The 17,117-nt window shown below is 67.1% G+C and carries 13 protein-coding genes; 7 read left to right on the forward strand and 6 right to left on the reverse strand.

Annotated elements, in window-relative coordinates:
* Window positions 1-4: 4 nt before the first annotated feature.
* From dapE to dapC, 5 genes are read right to left on the reverse strand one after another with little or no spacing between them, the layout of a single operon-like run.
* Window positions 5-1,156: a succinyl-diaminopimelate desuccinylase gene (gene dapE / locus TK49_RS11075; protein WP_045787855.1), complete on the reverse strand. Its 1,152-nt coding sequence runs from the start codon at window positions 1,154-1,156 to the stop codon at window positions 5-7.
* Window positions 1,157-1,193: 37 nt separating this feature from the next.
* Window positions 1,194-1,538: an arsenate reductase gene (locus TK49_RS11080; RefSeq protein WP_045786736.1), complete on the reverse strand. Its 345-nt coding sequence runs from the start codon at window positions 1,536-1,538 to the stop codon at window positions 1,194-1,196.
* A gap of 14 nt (window positions 1,539-1,552) precedes the next feature.
* Window positions 1,553-1,966 (reverse strand): membrane protein, encoded by a 414-nt coding sequence (locus tag TK49_RS11085; RefSeq protein ID WP_045786737.1) that lies wholly within the window; start codon window positions 1,964-1,966, stop codon window positions 1,553-1,555.
* Between the two features lie 60 nt (window positions 1,967-2,026).
* Complete coding sequence (gene dapD, locus TK49_RS11090; RefSeq protein WP_004626643.1) at window positions 2,027-2,854, reverse strand: 2,3,4,5-tetrahydropyridine-2,6-dicarboxylate N-succinyltransferase; 828 nt, start codon at window positions 2,852-2,854, stop codon at window positions 2,027-2,029.
* A 45-nt stretch (window positions 2,855-2,899) separates the two neighbouring features.
* Window positions 2,900-4,099, reverse strand: coding sequence for a succinyldiaminopimelate transaminase (gene dapC / locus TK49_RS11095; RefSeq protein WP_045786738.1), 1,200 nt, complete (start codon window positions 4,097-4,099; stop codon window positions 2,900-2,902).
* A gap of 129 nt (window positions 4,100-4,228) precedes the next feature.
* Between dapC and TK49_RS11100 the strand changes: the two genes are divergently transcribed.
* From TK49_RS11100 to TK49_RS11130, 7 genes are all read left to right on the forward strand, one after another.
* Window positions 4,229-5,149: a DMT family transporter gene (locus TK49_RS11100; protein ID WP_045786739.1), complete on the forward strand. Its 921-nt coding sequence runs from the start codon at window positions 4,229-4,231 to the stop codon at window positions 5,147-5,149.
* 37 nt (window positions 5,150-5,186) lie between these two features.
* The gene (locus TK49_RS11105; protein WP_045786740.1) at window positions 5,187-6,233 is read left to right on the forward strand and encodes an alpha/beta fold hydrolase; all 1,047 of its coding nucleotides are present in this window, start codon (window positions 5,187-5,189) and stop codon (window positions 6,231-6,233) included.
* Window positions 6,234-6,482: 249 nt separating this feature from the next.
* Window positions 6,483-9,998, forward strand: a complete 3,516-nt coding sequence (smc, locus tag TK49_RS11110) for a chromosome segregation protein SMC (protein WP_045786741.1) — start codon at window positions 6,483-6,485, stop codon at window positions 9,996-9,998.
* Complete coding sequence (locus TK49_RS11115; RefSeq protein WP_045786742.1) at window positions 9,999-11,222, forward strand: cell division protein ZipA C-terminal FtsZ-binding domain-containing protein; 1,224 nt, start codon at window positions 9,999-10,001, stop codon at window positions 11,220-11,222.
* A gap of 12 nt (window positions 11,223-11,234) precedes the next feature.
* Window positions 11,235-13,673 carry an NAD-dependent DNA ligase LigA gene (gene ligA, locus TK49_RS11120; RefSeq protein ID WP_045786743.1) on the forward strand — a complete coding sequence of 813 codons (2,439 nt, stop codon included), beginning with the start codon at window positions 11,235-11,237 and terminating at the stop codon, window positions 13,671-13,673.
* A complete protein-coding gene (gene def, locus TK49_RS11125; RefSeq protein WP_045786744.1) occupies window positions 13,670-14,203 on the forward strand; it encodes a peptide deformylase in 534 nt (177 codons plus the stop codon). Before ligA ends, def begins: the two co-directional genes overlap by 4 nt.
* A gap of 68 nt (window positions 14,204-14,271) precedes the next feature.
* A complete protein-coding gene (locus TK49_RS11130; protein ID WP_045786745.1) occupies window positions 14,272-15,393 on the forward strand; it encodes an alpha/beta fold hydrolase in 1,122 nt (373 codons plus the stop codon).
* A 61-nt stretch (window positions 15,394-15,454) separates the two neighbouring features.
* Here TK49_RS11130 and TK49_RS11135 read toward each other — a convergent pair whose 3' ends face one another.
* Window positions 15,455-17,113 (reverse strand): pseudouridine synthase, encoded by a 1,659-nt coding sequence (locus tag TK49_RS11135; RefSeq protein WP_045786746.1) that lies wholly within the window; start codon window positions 17,111-17,113, stop codon window positions 15,455-15,457.
* Window positions 17,114-17,117: the final 4 nt, after the last annotated feature.

Consider the following 17,117-nt stretch of genomic DNA (forward strand, 5'->3'; position numbering starts at 1 on the left):
AACCTCAGGCGATCAACGTTTCCAAGACGCGGCGATATACGTTTTTCAGCGGCTCGATAAACGCCACTTCGACGTGTTCGTCGATCTTGTGGATGCTCGCGTTCGGCGGGCCGAACTCGATCACCTGCGGGCAGATCTTGGCGATGAAGCGGCCGTCCGACGTGCCGCCGGTCGTCGATAGCTCGGTGGTGACGCCGCACTCGGCCTGGATGGCGGCGCTGAGCGCTTCGGACAGTTCGCCGCGCGGGGTGAGGAAGGGTTCGCCGCCGAGCGTCCAGTCCAGCGTGTAGTCCAGGCCGTGCGCATCGAGGATGCCGTGCACGCGGGCTTTCAGGCCCTCGGGCGTGCTCGCCGTCGAGAAGCGGAAGTTGAAGTCGACGGTGACGTGGCCCGGGATGATGTTGGTCGCACCCGTGCCGCCGTGGATGTTCGACATCTGCCACGTGGTTGGCGGGAAGTACTCATTGCCGTCGTCCCACTTGGCGGCGGCCAGTTCGGCAAGTGCGGGCGCGGCCAGGTGGATCGGGTTCTTCGCCAGATGCGGATACGCAATGTGACCCTGCACGCCGTTGACCGTGAGCTTGCCCGACAGCGAGCCGCGACGGCCGTTCTTGACCATGTCGCCGAGCGTGGACACCGAGGTCGGTTCCCCGACGACGCAGTAATCGAGTCGTTCGCCGCGTGCGCGCAGGAGGTCGCACACCTTGACGGTGCCGTCATGCGCGGGGCCTTCTTCGTCGCTGGTGATCAGGAAGCCGATCGAGCCGGCGTGGTCCGGATGCTTCGCAACGAACTCTTCCGATGCCACCACGAAGGCGGCGATGGAGGTCTTCATGTCGGCCGCGCCGCGGCCGTACAGCTTGCCGTCGCGGTGCGTGGGTTCGAACGGGTCGGAGTGCCATTGCTCGACGGGGCCGGTGGGCACCACGTCGGTGTGGCCTGCGAAGACCAGCAGCTTGCCGCCGGTGCCGGCGCGGCCGCGCTTGACGGCCCACAGGTTGGTCACCCGAAAGTGGTCCGGGCCGCTGACCACGGTTTCGCATTCGAAGCCGGCGGCGGTCAGGCGTTCGATCAGCACGTCCTGGCAGCCCTTGTCTTCGGGCGTGACGGAGCGGCGGCGGATCAGGTCTTCAGTGAGGGCAAGCGTGGGCTGCATGTTCGACATGACGACAGTCACGGTGATGTTTTTGTGGTTAGAACAGGGCGGCGTACTGATCCGCCGAGAAGCCGACGTTGACGCTTTTGCCGTGCACGAGCACCGGACGCTTGATGAGCGACGGGTTGGCCTGCATCAGCGCGATGGCGCCGGCTTCGTCTTCGGCGCGGGCCTTGTCGGCGTCAGACAGGGCGCGCCACGTGGTGCCCTTGCGGTTGAGCAGCGTGGTGAGCGGCACATGCCTGAGCCAGCCGGCCAGCATGTCGGCGCTCACGCCTTGCTTCTTGAAATCGTGAAACGTGTAGGCAACGCCGTTCGATTCGAGCCACGTGCGGGCTTTCTTCACGGTGTCGCAATTGGGGATGCCGTGCAGGGTCGTCATGGTGGGATTCGCAATCAGTGTCGAGAGGCTTGCAGGGCAAACGCGAGGGCCGCAACGGCCAAGGCAAGACCGATGGACGCCAGCCATGTCATGCGCTTCAGGCGGCGCTCCAGCCGCGCGGCTTCGTCGCGCAGCGCGTCGATGGTGATGGCGTGCTGCTCAGCCAGCAGCTTGACGGATTCAGCCTGCTGCAGGATCGCCGCTTCCAGCTCGGCGATGCGTGTATTCGGATCGGGCGCGGCGCCTTCTGCGCGGGCAGCTTCGGTGCCGGTTTTCTTGCGGTTCTTGAACTTGTCGATGGTCTTGTTCGCCTGCTCCAGGATGGTGGGCAGCAGCGACAGGACAGTCCCGATGGTGTTTGGATCAAGACCCATGATGCGTTGGCGCAGCTTGCCGAAGCGGGAGCCGGTGGCATTGCGTTCGGACATGGCTGCGCTTGAAGTGGTTGGCATGCCCGCAAGACTAGCAGGCATGCCTTGCGCCGGTGCTTAATCGCCGCGCAGCAGTTCGTTCAGGCCAACCTTGGCGCGCGTCTTGGCGTCGACCTTCTTGACGATCACGGCGCAGTACAGGCTGTGCGAGCCGTCCTTCGACGGCAGGTTGCCCGCCACCACCACCGAGCCCGCCGGAATGCGGCCGTAGCTGACTTCACCGGTTTCGCGGTCGTAGATCTTGGTCGACTGGCCCAGGTACACGCCCATCGAAATCACCGAGTTCTCTTCAACGATCACGCCTTCCACGACTTCCGAGCGTGCGCCGATGAAGCAGTTGTCTTCGATGATGACCGGGTTGGCCTGCAGCGGCTCCAGCACGCCGCCGATGCCCACGCCGCCCGACAGGTGCACGTTCTTGCCGATCTGTGCGCACGAACCGACGGTGGCCCACGTGTCGACCATCGTGCCTTCGTCAACGTAAGCGCCGATGTTCACGTACGACGGCATCAGCACGGCGTTCTTGGCGATGAACGAGCCACGGCGCGCCACGGCCGGCGGCACCACGCGGAAGCCACCCGCCGCGAAGTCTTCTGCCGTGTAGTTGGCGAACTTGCTCGGCACCTTGTCGTAGAACTGCGTGAAGCCGCCGGCAGCCATCGGCGCGTTGTCTTCCAGGCGGAACGACAGCAGCACGGCCTTCTTGATCCACTGATTGACGATCCACTCGCCGTCCTTCTTCTCGGCCACACGCAGCGCGCCGCGATCGAGCTGGCCGATCACGTTGGCGACGGCTTCGCGGACATCGGCCGGAGCGGACTTGGGCGACAGGTTGGCGCGGTCTTCCCACGCTTGGTCGATCAGGGATTGCAGTTGTTGCGTCATGGTCTTGTTGGCTCTCGGAGAGGAAGCAGAAGAGAAAAATCAGGATCAGCGTTGCTGGCAGAACTCGACGATGCGGCGTGCGCCTTCCAGGCATTCGTCCACGCCGGCCACCAGCGCGATGCGCACGTAGTCCTGGCCCGGATTCGTGCCATGCGCCTCGCGCCCGAGATAGCTGCCCGGCAGCACGGCGACGTTCTTGGCGGCCAGCAGCTGGCGTGCGAATTCGGTGTCCGACAGGCCCGTGCGCTTGACGTTGGCCCACAGATAGAAGGCTGCATCGGGCAGGGCCACGTCCAGCACCTCGGCCAGCATCGGCGTGACCTGCTGGAACTTCTTGACGTACTGCGCGCGGTTGTCGCGCACATGGGTCTCGTCGTTCCACGCCGCGATGCTAGCGGATTGCACCGACGGGCTCATCGCGCTGCCGTGATACGTGCGATACAGCAGATATGCCTTGAGCAGCTTGGCGTCGCCGGCCACGAAACCGGAGCGCATGCCCGGCACGTTGGAGCGCTTGGACAGGCTCGAGAACATCACCAGGCGATCAAAGCCGCGGCCCAGCTGGTGCGCGGCCTGCAACGCGCCCAGCGGCGGATTGGCCTCGTCGAAATAGATTTCGGAATAGCACTCGTCGGACGCGATGATGAAGCCGTATTCGTCCGACAGCGCGAAGAGCTGCTTCCAGTCTTCGAGCGTGAGCACGGCGCCGGTCGGGTTGCCGGGGCTGCATACGAAGACGAGCTGCACGTTGCGCCATTCTTCGGGCGTGATCGCGGCGAAATCGGGCGCATAGTTGCGCGCCGGGTCGCTGTTGGCGAACAGCGGCGTGGCGCCGGCCAGCAGCGCCGAGCCTTCGTAGATCTGATAGAACGGGTTCGGGCACAGCACGCGGGCGCCGGGCTTGCTGCCGTCGATCACGGTCTGCGCGAACGAGAACAGCGCCTCGCGCGAGCCGTTGACGGGAATGACCTCCGTGGCCGGATCGACCCTCGGCAGGCCGTAGCGGCGCTCCAGCCAGCCGGCGATGCACTGTCGCAGTGCATCGGAACCGATGGTCGTGGGATAATTCGCCAGCCCGCCGAGCGCGGCGACGAGCGCATCCTTGATGAGCGCCGGTGTCGGGTGCTTGGGCTCGCCGATGCCGAAGCTGATCGGCGTATGCGCGGGGCTGGGCGTCACGTCCTTGACGAGCGCTTTCAGTTTTTCGAACGGATACGGCTGCAGGGCGGACAGGCGCGGATTCACGGTGCTGGGCTGGGTTGTAGGCCAAGCCGGGCGCTTGGCGGGAAGCCGGAAATTATACGGCCAACGGGTGTTGACGATCCCAAGACATTGCAGGCTGCGGCGGTTTTCCGCCGTTTTTTCATTGGTTCCATGACAGCAATCGTTTCACCGGCAGACGCCACGACCCATCCCGAGCCGCAATGGACGGCCGCGCTCTTCATTCTGCTGGGCGCCTCAGTCTGGGGCATTTCCTGGTATCCGTACCGTCTGCTGGCGGGCTGGGGCCTGGGCAGCATGATCGCCTCGTCGATGACCGGTGCCGCGGCCGCCATACTGGCCGCCGTGTTGCTGCGTCGTCACTTCCATACGTTCCAGTGGTCGTGGCTGATCGCGGCGCTGGGGCTGGCCGCCGGTGTGACCAACGCGGGCTTCGTGTGGGGCACGGTGCATGGCACGGTGATGCGGGTGTTGCTGCTGTTCTATCTCACGCCCGTATGGACGGCGCTGCTCGCACGGCTGTGGCTGCATGAACGCCTGGGCTGGCGTGGCGGCGTGCTGCTTGCCCTGGCGCTGTCCGGCGCGGTGATGATGCTGTGGTCGGGCGACGCCGGCGCGCCGTGGCCGGGTTCGGCCGCAGAGTGGGCGGGCCTGATCGCAGGCTTTGCCTTTGCTTGCAACAACGTGCTGTCGCGCCTCGTCGGGCAGCGGCATCCGACCATGCGGCCGGAGATGCGCACGGTGGTGGTGTTTACAGGCTGCGCATGCGTGGGCTTTCCGGCAGCGCTGCTGTTGGATGGCGTGCGTGCGGTGCCTGCCGCGCTGGCGCAGGGCACGACATGGATGCTGGTGGCCGCCATGGCCTGCGTGCTGGTGGGCGGCAACGCGCTGGTGCAGCGCGGCCTGCAGCGCCTGCCGGCCAACCGCGCGGCGCTGCTGATGCTGTTCGAGATCGTGGTGGCGGCGGTGTCGTCGGCGCTGCTGACGTCGGAGACGTTGTCCGCGCAGGAGATCGCCGGCGGTGCCTGCATCATCCTGGCGGGCGCGCTGTCCGGCCTGTCGCGGCGCAAGTAGGCTGCGGTATTTCCCGTATCAACCGGAGGAGCTGCCGATGTTGCTTCGTTCGATGGTCATGACACTGGCAGTCGCCCTGTCGATGGCGGCCGCCGCCGCGCAGGCCGCGCCCGCTGAAGGCGGCCCCGCGTACGGCCCGCGCCTGGAGGGTTTTGACTATCCCGCACCGGTCAGGCTGTTCAAGTTCGAGTCGCAGGGCAACGCACTGGAAATGGCCTACCTCGATGTCGCCCCGAAGCAGCCCAACGGCCAGGTCGCGGTGCTGCTGCACGGCAAGAACTTCTGCGCGGCCACGTGGGAAGGCACGATCGCCGCGCTGGCGGGCGCCGGCTACCGCGTCATCGCGCCCGACCAGATCGGCTTCTGCAAATCGAGCAAGCCGCGTGCGTATCAGTACTCGTTCCAGCAGTTGGCAGACAACACGCACGCGCTGCTGGCTTCGCTCGGCGTCGGGCAGGCCGTCGTGGTCGGCCATTCGACGGGCGGCATGCTGGCAACCCGCTATGCGCTGATGTATCCGACCGAGGTGTCGCGGCTCGTGATGATCAACCCGATCGGCCTGGAGGACTGGAAGGTCAAGGGCGTGCCGTCGCTGACGGTCGACCAGTGGTTCTCGCGCGAGAAGCAGACCACCGCCGAGCGCATCCGCGCCTATGAGCAGTCGACGTACTACGCCGGGCAGTGGCGGCCCGACTACGAGCGCTGGGTGCAGATGCTGGCCGGCATGTACCGCGGCCCGGGGCGGGAACTGGTGGCCTGGAACTCCGCGCTGCTGTACGACATGATCTACACGCAGCCCGTGGTCTACGAATTCGGCCAGGTGCGCGCGCCGACCCTGCTGCTGATCGGCCAGAAAGACACCACGGCGATCGGCAAGGATCTCGCCCCGGCCGAGTCACGCGCGCAGCTCGGCCGTTATCCCGAACTCGGCCGGGCGACGGCAAAGGCGATTCCGCGCGCCACGCTGGTGGAGTTGCCCGATGCAGGCCATGCGCCGCAGATCCAGGATCCTGATGCGCTGCACAAAGCGCTGCTGGACTGGCTTGCCGGCCCGGAAGCGCCGCGCACGCGCCGGCCCGACTGACACGATTTGTCGAAAGGATGAAACTGCTGACAAATGAGCAGCAATTCGCCGCCGGATGCAGCAAATTTCGTCCATTTTTGTAGCGATTCGGTTGGCTGGACGGAGGGGAGCGAATGGTATGATGGCGCCATCCGCGCCCCTGGCGCGTGCCGTGTCATCCCGCCTCGTACGGCGCTTATGTGATGACGGCGGCGCGTGTCTCGGGCGCCCGCTTTATCACCCTTACTGATCCCTTCGAGACGACTCAACGTGCGCCTCTCTTCGATCAAGCTCGCAGGCTTCAAGTCTTTCGTCGATCCGACCAATTTCCATGTTCCGGGCCAGCTTGTCGGCATCGTCGGCCCGAACGGTTGCGGTAAATCCAACATCATCGACGCCGTGCGCTGGGTGCTCGGTGAATCACGCGCCGCGGAACTGCGCGGCGAGTCGATGCAGGACGTCATCTTCAATGGCTCCACGCAGCGCAAGCCGGCCGGCCGGGCCAGCGTCGAACTCGTGTTCGACAACGCGGAAGGCCGCGCCGCCGGCCAGTGGAGCCAGTACGCCGAGATCGCCGTCAAGCGTGTGCTGAGCCGCGACGGCACCTCTTCGTACTTCATCAACAACCAGCCGGTGCGCCGCCGCGACATCCAGGACATCTTCCTTGGCACGGGCCTGGGCCCGCGCGCCTACGCCATCATCGGGCAGGGGATGATCTCGCGCATCATCGAGGCCAAGCCCGACGACATGCGCATCTTCCTGGAAGAAGCCGCGGGCGTGTCCAAGTACAAGGAGCGCCGCCGCGAAACCGAAAACCGCCTGTCGGACACGCGCGAGAACCTCACCCGTGTGGAAGACATCCTGCGCGAGCTCGGCACCAACCTCGAAAAGCTCGAAGGCCAGGCCGAGGTGGCGCAGCGCTTCCAGGCACTCCAGGCGGAAGGCGAAGAGAAGCAGCACCTGCTGTGGCTGCTGCGCAAGCGTGAAGCGCAAGGCGAGCAGGAACGCCACCAGCGTGCGATCCAGCAGGCGCAGATCGATCTGGATGCGCAGACCGCGCAGCTGCGCCACATCGAGGCCGAACTCGAAACGATGCGCGCCGCACACTATGCGTCGTCCGACGCCATGCACGCGGCACAGGGCGCGCTGTACGAGGCCAACGCCGAGGTCAGCCGCCTAGAGGCCGAGATCCGCTACGTGGTGGAATCGCGCAACCGTATCCAGCAGCAGATCGCCACGCTCACCGCGCAGCAGGAGCAATGGCACACGCAGGGCGAGCAGGCGCAGGCCGATCTCGCGGCCGCCGAAGAAGAACTGGCGATGGCCGAAGAGCGCGCCGCCCAGGCCGCCGAGGAGGTCGCCCGCAAGTCCGACGAGCTGCCGGCCCTCGAAGCGCAGTGGCGCGACGCGCAGGCCGCCCTGAACGACCAGCGTGCGGCGATCCTGCAGTCCGAACAGGCGCTCAAGCTGGAGGCCGCGCATCAGCGCAATGCCGACCAGGCCCTGCAGCAGCTCGAACAGCGCCGCGAACGCCTCACCCAGGAAGCCAGCGGCCTTGATAAGCCCGACGACACGCAGCTCGAAGCGCTGCGTGCCGAACTTGCGGAGCAGGAAGCGATCCTCGCCGAAGCGCAGGCCGCGCTCGAAGACGCCGAGACGAAACTGCCGCAACTCGACGAGGCTCGCCGCGCCGCGCAAGACCGCGTGCAATCGGAAGCCGCTGCCATTGCCAATCTCGAAGCCCGCCTTGCCGCGCTCCGGCAGTTGCAGGAAAACGTGCAGACCGACGGCAAGGTCCAGCCGTGGCTGGCCAGGCACGAGCTGAGCGAGTTGCCGCGCTTCTGGAAGAAGCTGCAGATCGAACAGGGCTGGGAGCCTGCGCTCGAGGCCGTGCTGCGTGAGAAGCTCGGCGCACTGGAGGTGTCGAACCTCGACTGGATCAGGGCGTTTGCCGCCGACGCCCCGCCCGCCAAGCTCGCCTTCTATACGCCGCCGGCTGCTGCCGTGCCGGCCGAGGCGCCCGCCGGGCTGCGTCCGCTGATGTCGCTCGTGCAGGTGACCGAACCGGGCATCCGCGCCGTGCTGCAAGACTGGCTGGCCGACGTCTACATCGCCGACGACATGCAGGCTGCGTTGAACGCGCGGCAAACGCTGCCCGAGGGTGGCACGTTTGTCGTCAAGGCCGGGCATCTGATCGGTCGATCGTCGGTGCAGCTGTACGCGCCCGATTCCGAGCAGGCCGGCATGCTGGCCCGCGCGCAGGAAATCGAAAACCTGCAGAAGCAGGTGCGTGCGCAGATGCTGCTGGCCGACGAAGCCAAGAGCGCGGCGGTGCGCGCCGAAGCCGCCTACACCCAGGCCAGCCAGACGCTCACCCAGGTGCGCGCCCGCGCCGAGCAGGCCACGCGCCGCGTGCACGTGCTCCAGATGGACGTGCTCAAGCTCTCGCAAGCCATGGAGCGCTACAACGCCCGCAGCGGCCAGATCGACAGCGAGCTCGAAGAGATCCGTGCGCAGATCGAAGAGCAGCGCGCCATCCGTGCCGAATCCGAGGCGACCTTCGAGCAGCACGACGCGGCGCTCGCCGACATGCAGGCCCGTTTCGAAGACAGCCAGCAGGCATTCGAAGCGCTGGAAGCGCGCCTGGGCGACGCCCGCAATGCGCTGCGTGAGCTGGAGCGCGGCGCCCAGGAGGCGCACTTTGCCGAGCGCAACCTGCAGAACCGCATCGCAGAGTTGAAGCGCAACATCCAGGTGGCGAACGACCAGGCGCAGCAGATCGTTCTCACGCTGGAAAATGCACGCGCCGAACTCGAAACGATCAACGAGCAGACCGCCCACACCGGCCTGCAGGAAGCGCTGGAGCGCCGCGCCGAGAAGGAAGAAAAGCTCACGATCGCGCGTACGGAGCTCGATGCGCTGTCGGCGCAACTGCGCGCCTTCGATGAGCAGCGCCTGACCGCCGAGCGTGCCCAGCAGCCGCTGCGCGACCGCATCACCGAGCTGCAATTGAAGGAACAGGCCGCACGCCTGAACCAGGAGCAGTTCTCGGAGCAGCTCGCCGCTGCCAATGTGGACGAAGCGGCGCTGGCCGAACGCCTCACGGGTGACCTCAAGCCGTCCTACCTGCAAGGCGAGGTCACGCGCATCAACAACGCGATCAACGCGCTGGGGCCGGTCAACATGGCTGCGCTGGAAGAACTCGCGGCGGCGCGCGAGCGCAAGGGCTTCCTCGATGCGCAGTCGGCAGATCTGACCGACGCCATCAATACGCTGGAAGACGCCATCCGCAAGATCGACCAGGAAACCCGCGCGCTGCTGCAAGGCACGTTCGACCAGGTCAACCATCACTTTGGCGAGCTGTTCCCGACGCTGTTCGGCGGGGGCCAGGCCAAGCTGATCATGACAGGCGAGGAGATTCTCGACGCGGGCGTCCAGGTGATGGCGCAGCCCCCGGGCAAGAAGAATTCGACCATTCACCTGCTCTCGGGCGGCGAGAAGGCGCTGACCGCCATTGCGCTGGTGTTTGCCATGTTCCAGCTGAACCCGGCGCCGTTCTGTCTGCTTGATGAGGTGGATGCGCCGCTGGACGACGCCAACACCGAGCGCTACGCCAACATGGTCAAGCGCATGTCGGACAAGACCCAATTCGTTTTTATTTCCCACAACAAGATTGCGATGGAAATGGCGCAACAGCTCATCGGTGTGACCATGCAGGAGCAGGGCGTGTCCCGGATCGTGGCGGTGGATATGGACGCCGCACTGACGATGGCGGAGGCCGCTTAAATGCAAGACAACAACCTCGTGATGGCACTGCTGGGCGCTGGCATTGTGTTCGTGCTGGTGATCGTGGCCTACAACCAGTGGCAGATCCGCAAGGCGCGTCGTCCGGAGGCGTACCAGCCGCCCGTTGACGAACCGCCGCGTACCGACGGCTGGACGGAACGCCAGGAGCCCGGCCTCGCCGCCGACCGTGACGACATCGGCCGTGTCGAGCCCCGCCTCGAGCCGGGCTTTGCGCCGCAGCCGCACGCGCATGCGACCGGCAGCGCCGAGACCGAAGCCGGCGTGATCGGCGCCGAACTCGCGCCGTCGGAGGAGCAGGCTGCGCTCGAAACCGTGCCGGCCGGCGACAGCAGCGAGCCGGCGGAACTCGCACCGGGTTCGCTGGAGCCGGCCAGCGGTGTGATCGACCCGCTCATCGATTGCATCGTGCCGCTGCACCCGGAGCGCGAGGTGTCGGGCGACCGGCTGCTGCCTGCACTGGCCAAGCTGCGCCGCGCCGGCACGAAGCAGATCCACGTGGAAGGCCTGAACCCCGCCGCCAACGCATGGGAAGCCATCCGCGCCGGGCAGCGCTACCTCGACGTGCAGGTGGCCGTGCAGCTGGCCAATCGCACGGGCCCGCTGAATGCGCTGGAGTTCTCCGAGTTCATCAACGCGATCGACCCGCTGGCTGAGGCAGCCGATGCCGTGCCGGAGCTGCCGGACATGAACGAGACGATCGCCAACGCGCGCGAGCTCGATGCGTTCGCAGCCGAATGCGACGTCCAGCTTGGCGTGAGCGTGATCTCCGACGGCGCACCGTGGTCGGCCGCCTACGTGCAGACGGTGGCCACGCAGGACGGTCTCGTGCTGTCGCGCGACGGCACGCGCTTCACCCGCTTCCACGCAGGCGCCAACGGCGTGCAGCGCGCGCTGTTCACGCTGCAATTCGGCGACACCAATTTCCTGCGCGACGACCTGACCGTCAAGGCAGGCCGCCAGATCACGTTGCTGCTGGACGTGCCGCTGGCCGAGGAGGCGTCCAAGCCCTTCAAGCTCGTCTGCGAATACGCTTACACCCTGTCGCAGCGCATGGGTGCGCAGGTCGTGGATGACAACCTGCGCCCGCTGACGGAGCAGTCGTTCGTCGCCATTCAGAAGCACTTGCGCGTGCTGTACGACAAGCTCGAATCGCGCGGCATTCCGGCCGGCTCCAGCACGGCGGTGCGCCTGTTCAGCCACTGACGGAACCCCACGATGAGCAAGACCGCAGAACCCGCGTCCGGAGCGACACCCGAGGCGCGGGCGGCCTGGCTGCGCGCCACGCTGAACCGGTACGCCCACGAGTACTACGTGCTCGATCAGCCGAGCGTGCCGGACGCCGAATACGACCGGCTCTACCGCGAACTGGAGGCGCTGGAAGCCGAACATCCCGAACTGAGGACGCCGGACTCGCCCACGCTGCGCGTCGGCGGGGCGATCCTGCCCGAGTTCGCACCGGTGCGACACGTGGTGCCGATGCTGTCGATCCGCACCGAAACGGATACCACGGCCAATGGTGCCCGCGCGTTCGATGCCAGCGTGCGCCGTGAACTGGGCCTCGATGCATCCGACCCGCCCGTCGAATACGCCGCCGAGCTGAAGTTTGACGGCCTCGCCATCAGCCTGCGCTACGAGCGCGGCTACCTGGTGCAGGCCGCCACGCGCGGCGACGGCACCACGGGGGAAGACGTCACGCAGAACATCCGCACGATCCGCCAGATTCCGCTCGGCCTTTCCGCCGTTGGCGGCGTGGTGCCGGAGGTGCTGGAAGTGCGCGGCGAGGTCTACATGCGCCGCGACGACTTCGAAAAGCTCAACGCCCGCCAGCGCGAGCGCGGCGAGAAGACCTTCGTCAACCCGCGCAATACCGCAGCAGGGGCCGTGCGGCAGCTCGACCCGAAGATGGCTGCGGAGCGCCCGCTGTCGTTCTTCGCCTATGGCCTGGGCGAAGTGGCCGGCTGGAAGGACATGCCCGACACGCATTCCGGCGTGCTCGACGCGCTGCAGGATTTCGGCTTTCCCGTCAGCAAGGAGCGCGCGGCCGTGAAGGGCGGCGAAGGGCTGGTGGAGTTTCACGCCGCCATTGGCGCCAAGCGGGACAGCCTGCCGTTCGACATCGACGGTGTGGTCTACAAGGTCAACGCGCTCGCGCTGCAGCGTGAACTGGGCTTCCGCACACGCGAGCCGCGCTGGGCGGTGGCGCACAAGTATCCGGCGCAGGAGGCGCTGACCACGGTGGAGTCGATCGGCGTGCAGGTCGGCCGCACGGGCGCCATCACGCCGGTGGCGCGCCTTGTGCCGGTGTTCGTCGGCGGCGTGACGGTGACCAACGCGACGCTGCACAACGAAGACGAAGTCCGCCGCAAGGATGTGCGCGTGGGCGACACCGTGATCGTGCGCCGCGCCGGCGACGTCATCCCCGAAGTGGTGAGCGTGGTGCTCGAGCGCCGCCCGATGGAAGATGTGCCGGGCACGGACCTGTTCAACGCGGAACAGCGCGCCAAGTATCCGCCGTTCGAGCTGCCGAAGACGTGTCCGGTGTGCGGCTCGCACGTGGTGCGCGAAGCGGGCGAAGCGGTGGCGCGCTGCTCGGGCGGCCTGTTCTGCTCGGCGCAGCGCAAGGAGGCCATCCGCCATTTTGCCGGCCGCCGCATGATGGACATCGAAGGCCTGGGCGAGCGCTACATCGACAACCTCGTCGAGCTCGACTACGTACACGGCATTGCCGACCTGTACAAGCTCACGCTCGACGATTTCCTCGAAATGAAGCGCCGCGCCGACGAGCGCGATGGTGTCACGCCCGAGACCGTCGCCGCCGGCAAGATCGCCACCAAATGGGCTGAGAACCTGCTCGAAGGCATCCAGGCCAGCAAGACGCCGCCGCTGGCGCGCTTCCTGTTTGCGCTCGGCATTCGCCACGTGGGCGAATCGACCGCCAAGACCCTCGCCGACTGGCTCGGCAGCCTGGACGTGATCCGCCGCGCGCCGGCGCCGCTGCTGCTTGCGCTGCCCGACGTGGGCGGCACCGTGGCCGAGGCCATCGCCGATTTCTTTGCCGAGTCGAAGAACCAGCAGGCCCTGGATGCACTGCTGGAGGCGGGCGTATCGCCGCAGGGTGAACATGCGCCCAACCCCAAGCTGCGCGACAAGCTCGAAGCGGCAGCGCTGTACGCCACGCTCGGCGTGCCCAAGCTGACGGCCACCCGCGCCAGGCAACTGGCCGCGGCCGTGCCGACACTGGGGCAACTCGCAAGCGCTGATGCGGGGCAACTCGCCGGTCTGCCGGCGGACGTGTCCGCATCGCTGCTCGAATGGCTGGACGCACACGACCATCGCGCGCAGTTGGCCAGGCTCGATGCGCTGCGCGAAGAGCTGCTTGCCGCCATGCCGGCCGAGGCCGCCGAGGAGGGCGTGCTCTCCGGCAAGACTGTCGTGCTGACGGGTACGCTGCCCAACCTGACGCGCGAAGAAGCCAAGGCCATGCTCGAGGCCGCAGGGGCCAAGGTCTCGGGTTCGGTGTCGAAGAAAACCGACTACGTGGTCGCCGGTGAAGAGGCCGGCAGCAAGCTCGCCAAGGCCGAAGAGCTCGGCGTGAAGGTTCTGAACGAAGCGGGTATGCTGGCGCTGTTGAACAATCCGGGAGACGAGGCGTGATCCGAAACATTCTGAAGATGGGCGACAGCCGTCTGCTGCGCGTCGCCAAGCCGGTCGAGCGTTTTCACACGCCGGAGCTGACTGCGCTGATCGAGGACATGTTCGACACCATGGACGCGGCGCGCGGTGCCGGGCTGGCCGCGCCGCAGATCGGCGTGGACCTGCAGGTCGTCATCTTCGGGTTCGATCGCAACGAGCGTTATCCGGATGCGCCGGCGGTGCCCAAGACGGTGCTCATCAACCCGAAGCTCGAGCCGCTTTCCGACGAGATGGAAGACGGCTGGGAGGGCTGCCTCTCGGTACCCGGCCTGCGCGGCGTCGTGCCGCGCTACACGCGCCTGCGCTATACCGGTTTCGACCAGCACGGCCACACCATCGACCGCATTGCCGAAGGCTTCCACGCCCGCGTCGTACAGCACGAGTGCGACCACCTCCAGGGCGTGCTGTACCCCATGCGCGTGAAGGATTTCACCCGCTTCGGCTTTACGGAAGTGCTGTTCCCTGAATTGCCCGCCAACCACGACGACTGAGATTGCGGCGGCGGGGTGCCTTCACCCGCGTTGGCGGCGTGGGCATGTCCATCCACCACCGAGACGATATGGAGCGCATCGTGTTCAAGCAGTGGCGCAGCCTTGTGCTGTGCGTGGCGGCGATGGCCGCGTTGGGCCTGGCGGGCTGCGCCGGTCCGCAAGCATCCGAGACGACGCCCGCCGCGCCCGCCGCCGAGCCGCCGCAAGGGCCGGCCTGGCAGCGCGTGCATCTGGGCAGCGGCGCCGATGGCTACGACTTTCCCGTCTATGCGAACCATCCGCTCGATGGCGATCTGAAGGGCATCCGTGAAGTCGTTTTCGTGCAGCACGGCCTGCAGCGCAACGGCAACGATTACTACGTCGCCGGCGCCGAGCTGCTCAAGAACAGCGGCCGCAATCCCGATGAAGTCCTGCTGATCGCCCCGAATTTTCCGGGAGCGCCGGACACCGGCAAGGGCTTTGACGGCATGCCGGTGTGGTCCGTCGACGGCTGGATCGGCGGCTTCAACGCCACCAATGCTCCGTACACCGGCCTAAGCTCGCTCCAGGTGCTGGATGACCTGATCGCCTACATCACCGACCCGACGCGGGCGCCCAACGTGAAGCGCGTGACCGTGGCGGGGCACTCGGGCGGCGGCCAGATCGTGCAGCGTTATGCTGTGCTCAACAACGTGGACGAAGGCATTCGCAAGCGCGGCATCGACCTGCGCTACGTGGTGGCCAACCCGTCGTCGTATCTGTATTTCACGCCCGAGCGCCCGCGGGGAAAGGGCTTTGGACGTTACGACACCAGCGTGTGCCCCGATTACGATCACTACAAATACGGCATGGTCGACATGGTGCCGTACGCAGCCGGCAAAAGCGGGCGGATGCTGTTCAACCGATATGCCCAGCGCCGCGTGACCTACCTGGTCGGCACGAACGACAACGACCCGAACCACCGCGTGCTCGACAAGGCGTGCGGCGCTGAAGCCGAGGGGCCGACGCGGCTGGACCGGGCGCGCAACTACTGGCGCTACGAGCGCCATCTCGCAGGCCGCAAGCGCGTCAACCATCAGGCGCATGAAGTGGTGGGCGTGGGGCACGACCAGGCCAGGATGTTCGGCTCGCGCTGCGGGGCGCAGGCGGTCTTCGGCATGCCGTCATCGACCAATGCAACCGGAGCGGCCTGTCGCGCGCCACGGTTGTGACGCGGATGTAAAAAAACCGGTCGACGCAGGCGCGCTGACCGGTTTTTCATGGGCGCGATGTTCAGAACTTCTCGAACGGCCCCAGGAAGCGCCACTGGCCGACGGGCAGGTCGCCCAGCACGATGCGCCCCATGCGGATGCGCTTGAGGCCCACGACCTCCAGCCCCACCTGTTCACACATGCGGCGGATCTGGCGCTTCTTGCCTTCGCGCAGCACGAAACGCAATTGCTCTTCGTTCTGCCAGCTTACCTTGGCAGGCTTCAGTGGCTCGCCATCGAGCGAGAGCCCGAAGCGCAGCTTCTCCAGCAGCTCTTCGGGGAACACCTTGGAGATATCGCGCTCGACCCGGCCTTGCGGTGAGTTCCACACCACGCGCACGAGGTATTCCTTCTCGACCGTCGAATCCTCCCCGATCAGATGACGTGCGATGCGGCCGTCCTGCGTCAACACCAGCAGGCCCGTCGAGTCGATGTCCAGGCGCCCGGCCGGCGCCAGCGCCTTGCGCTGCCACGGTGCGAAGCGCTTGCGCGTCGGGTCCTGCTCCCACTGGTTCTCCGGCACAAACAGCGCGGCGGCCGGCTGATAGCCGTCTTCCGCCTGGCCCGATACATAGCCGACCGGCTTGTGCAGCAGCACCGTCACGCGCTCGCCCTGTTCGGACCGCGCTGCCTGGTGGATCTCGATGATCGCATCCGGGCGCACGCGCGAGCCCAGCTCGGTGACGGGCTGGCCGTCCACCAGCACCCAGCCGCGCGGGATCCACTCGTCCGCCTCGCGCCGTGAGCACAGGCCCAGTTCGGACATGCGCTTGGACAGGCGAACCAGGCCGCTGTCCTCCGCCTGGCGCGCCGGCCGCTGCGGCTGCGCCTCGACAGGGTGCGGCGCGCGCGCTTCGCGCTCGGGGCGCGGCGGACGTGCCGGGCGATCTTCGAAGCGGCGCGGCGGGCGATTGTTGTCGAACCGGCGCGGGGCGCGCTCGTCGCCGTAGCGCCGGGGTGGGCGCTGTTCGTCGTCGTAGCGGCGAGGCGGGCGCTCATCGTCAAAGCGCCTCGGGGCCGGGCGTTGGTCGTCGCCATAGCGGCGCGGCGGCCGGTTTTCGTCGAACCGGCGCGGCGGACGTTGCTCATCGCTGAACCGGCGCGGCGGACGCTGATCGCCCTCGCGGCGCTGGCCGCGTTGATCGTCGCCGTAGCGGCGTGGGCGCTCGTCGTCGAAGCGGCGAGGCGGACGTTCGTCATCAAACCGGCGCGGGGGGCGCTCGTTGTCGAATCGACGCGGCGCGCGCTGGTCTTCACCGAACTTGCGCGGTGGGCGCGCATCGTCGAATCGGCGAGGCGGGCGGTCTTCGAACCGGCGTGGCGGGTGTTGCTCGTCGCTGAACCGGCGCGGTGGGCGTTCGTCGTCAAAGCGGCGCGGCGGGCGGTCAGCCTGCATTCGGCGCGGCTGCGCTTCGCGCGTCTGGACGTCGTCGCGGCGCGGCTTGCGCGGCGGCTTGCCCGTACCGTCTTCCGGCTTGGGGCGGCGTTGCGAGGGGCGCAGCGGCAGGCGGTCGCGGTTCAGGTCGGACGCGCGCAGCGGCTTGCCCGTGCTGCGTACGGGGTTGCCTGCGTCGTCGCGGCGCACACCCAAGGTCGCCCGTTTGCCCGGGCGCGTGGCGCGCTGGGTGGGGTCGGCGCGGCGCTTGTCGTCGCCCGGAAAATCGTCGGAATCGGTCGTCATCAAT

Origin of the sequence: Ralstonia mannitolilytica (genome assembly GCF_000954135.1) — a bacterium.
GTDB classification, from domain to species: domain Bacteria; phylum Pseudomonadota; class Gammaproteobacteria; order Burkholderiales; family Burkholderiaceae; genus Ralstonia; species Ralstonia mannitolilytica.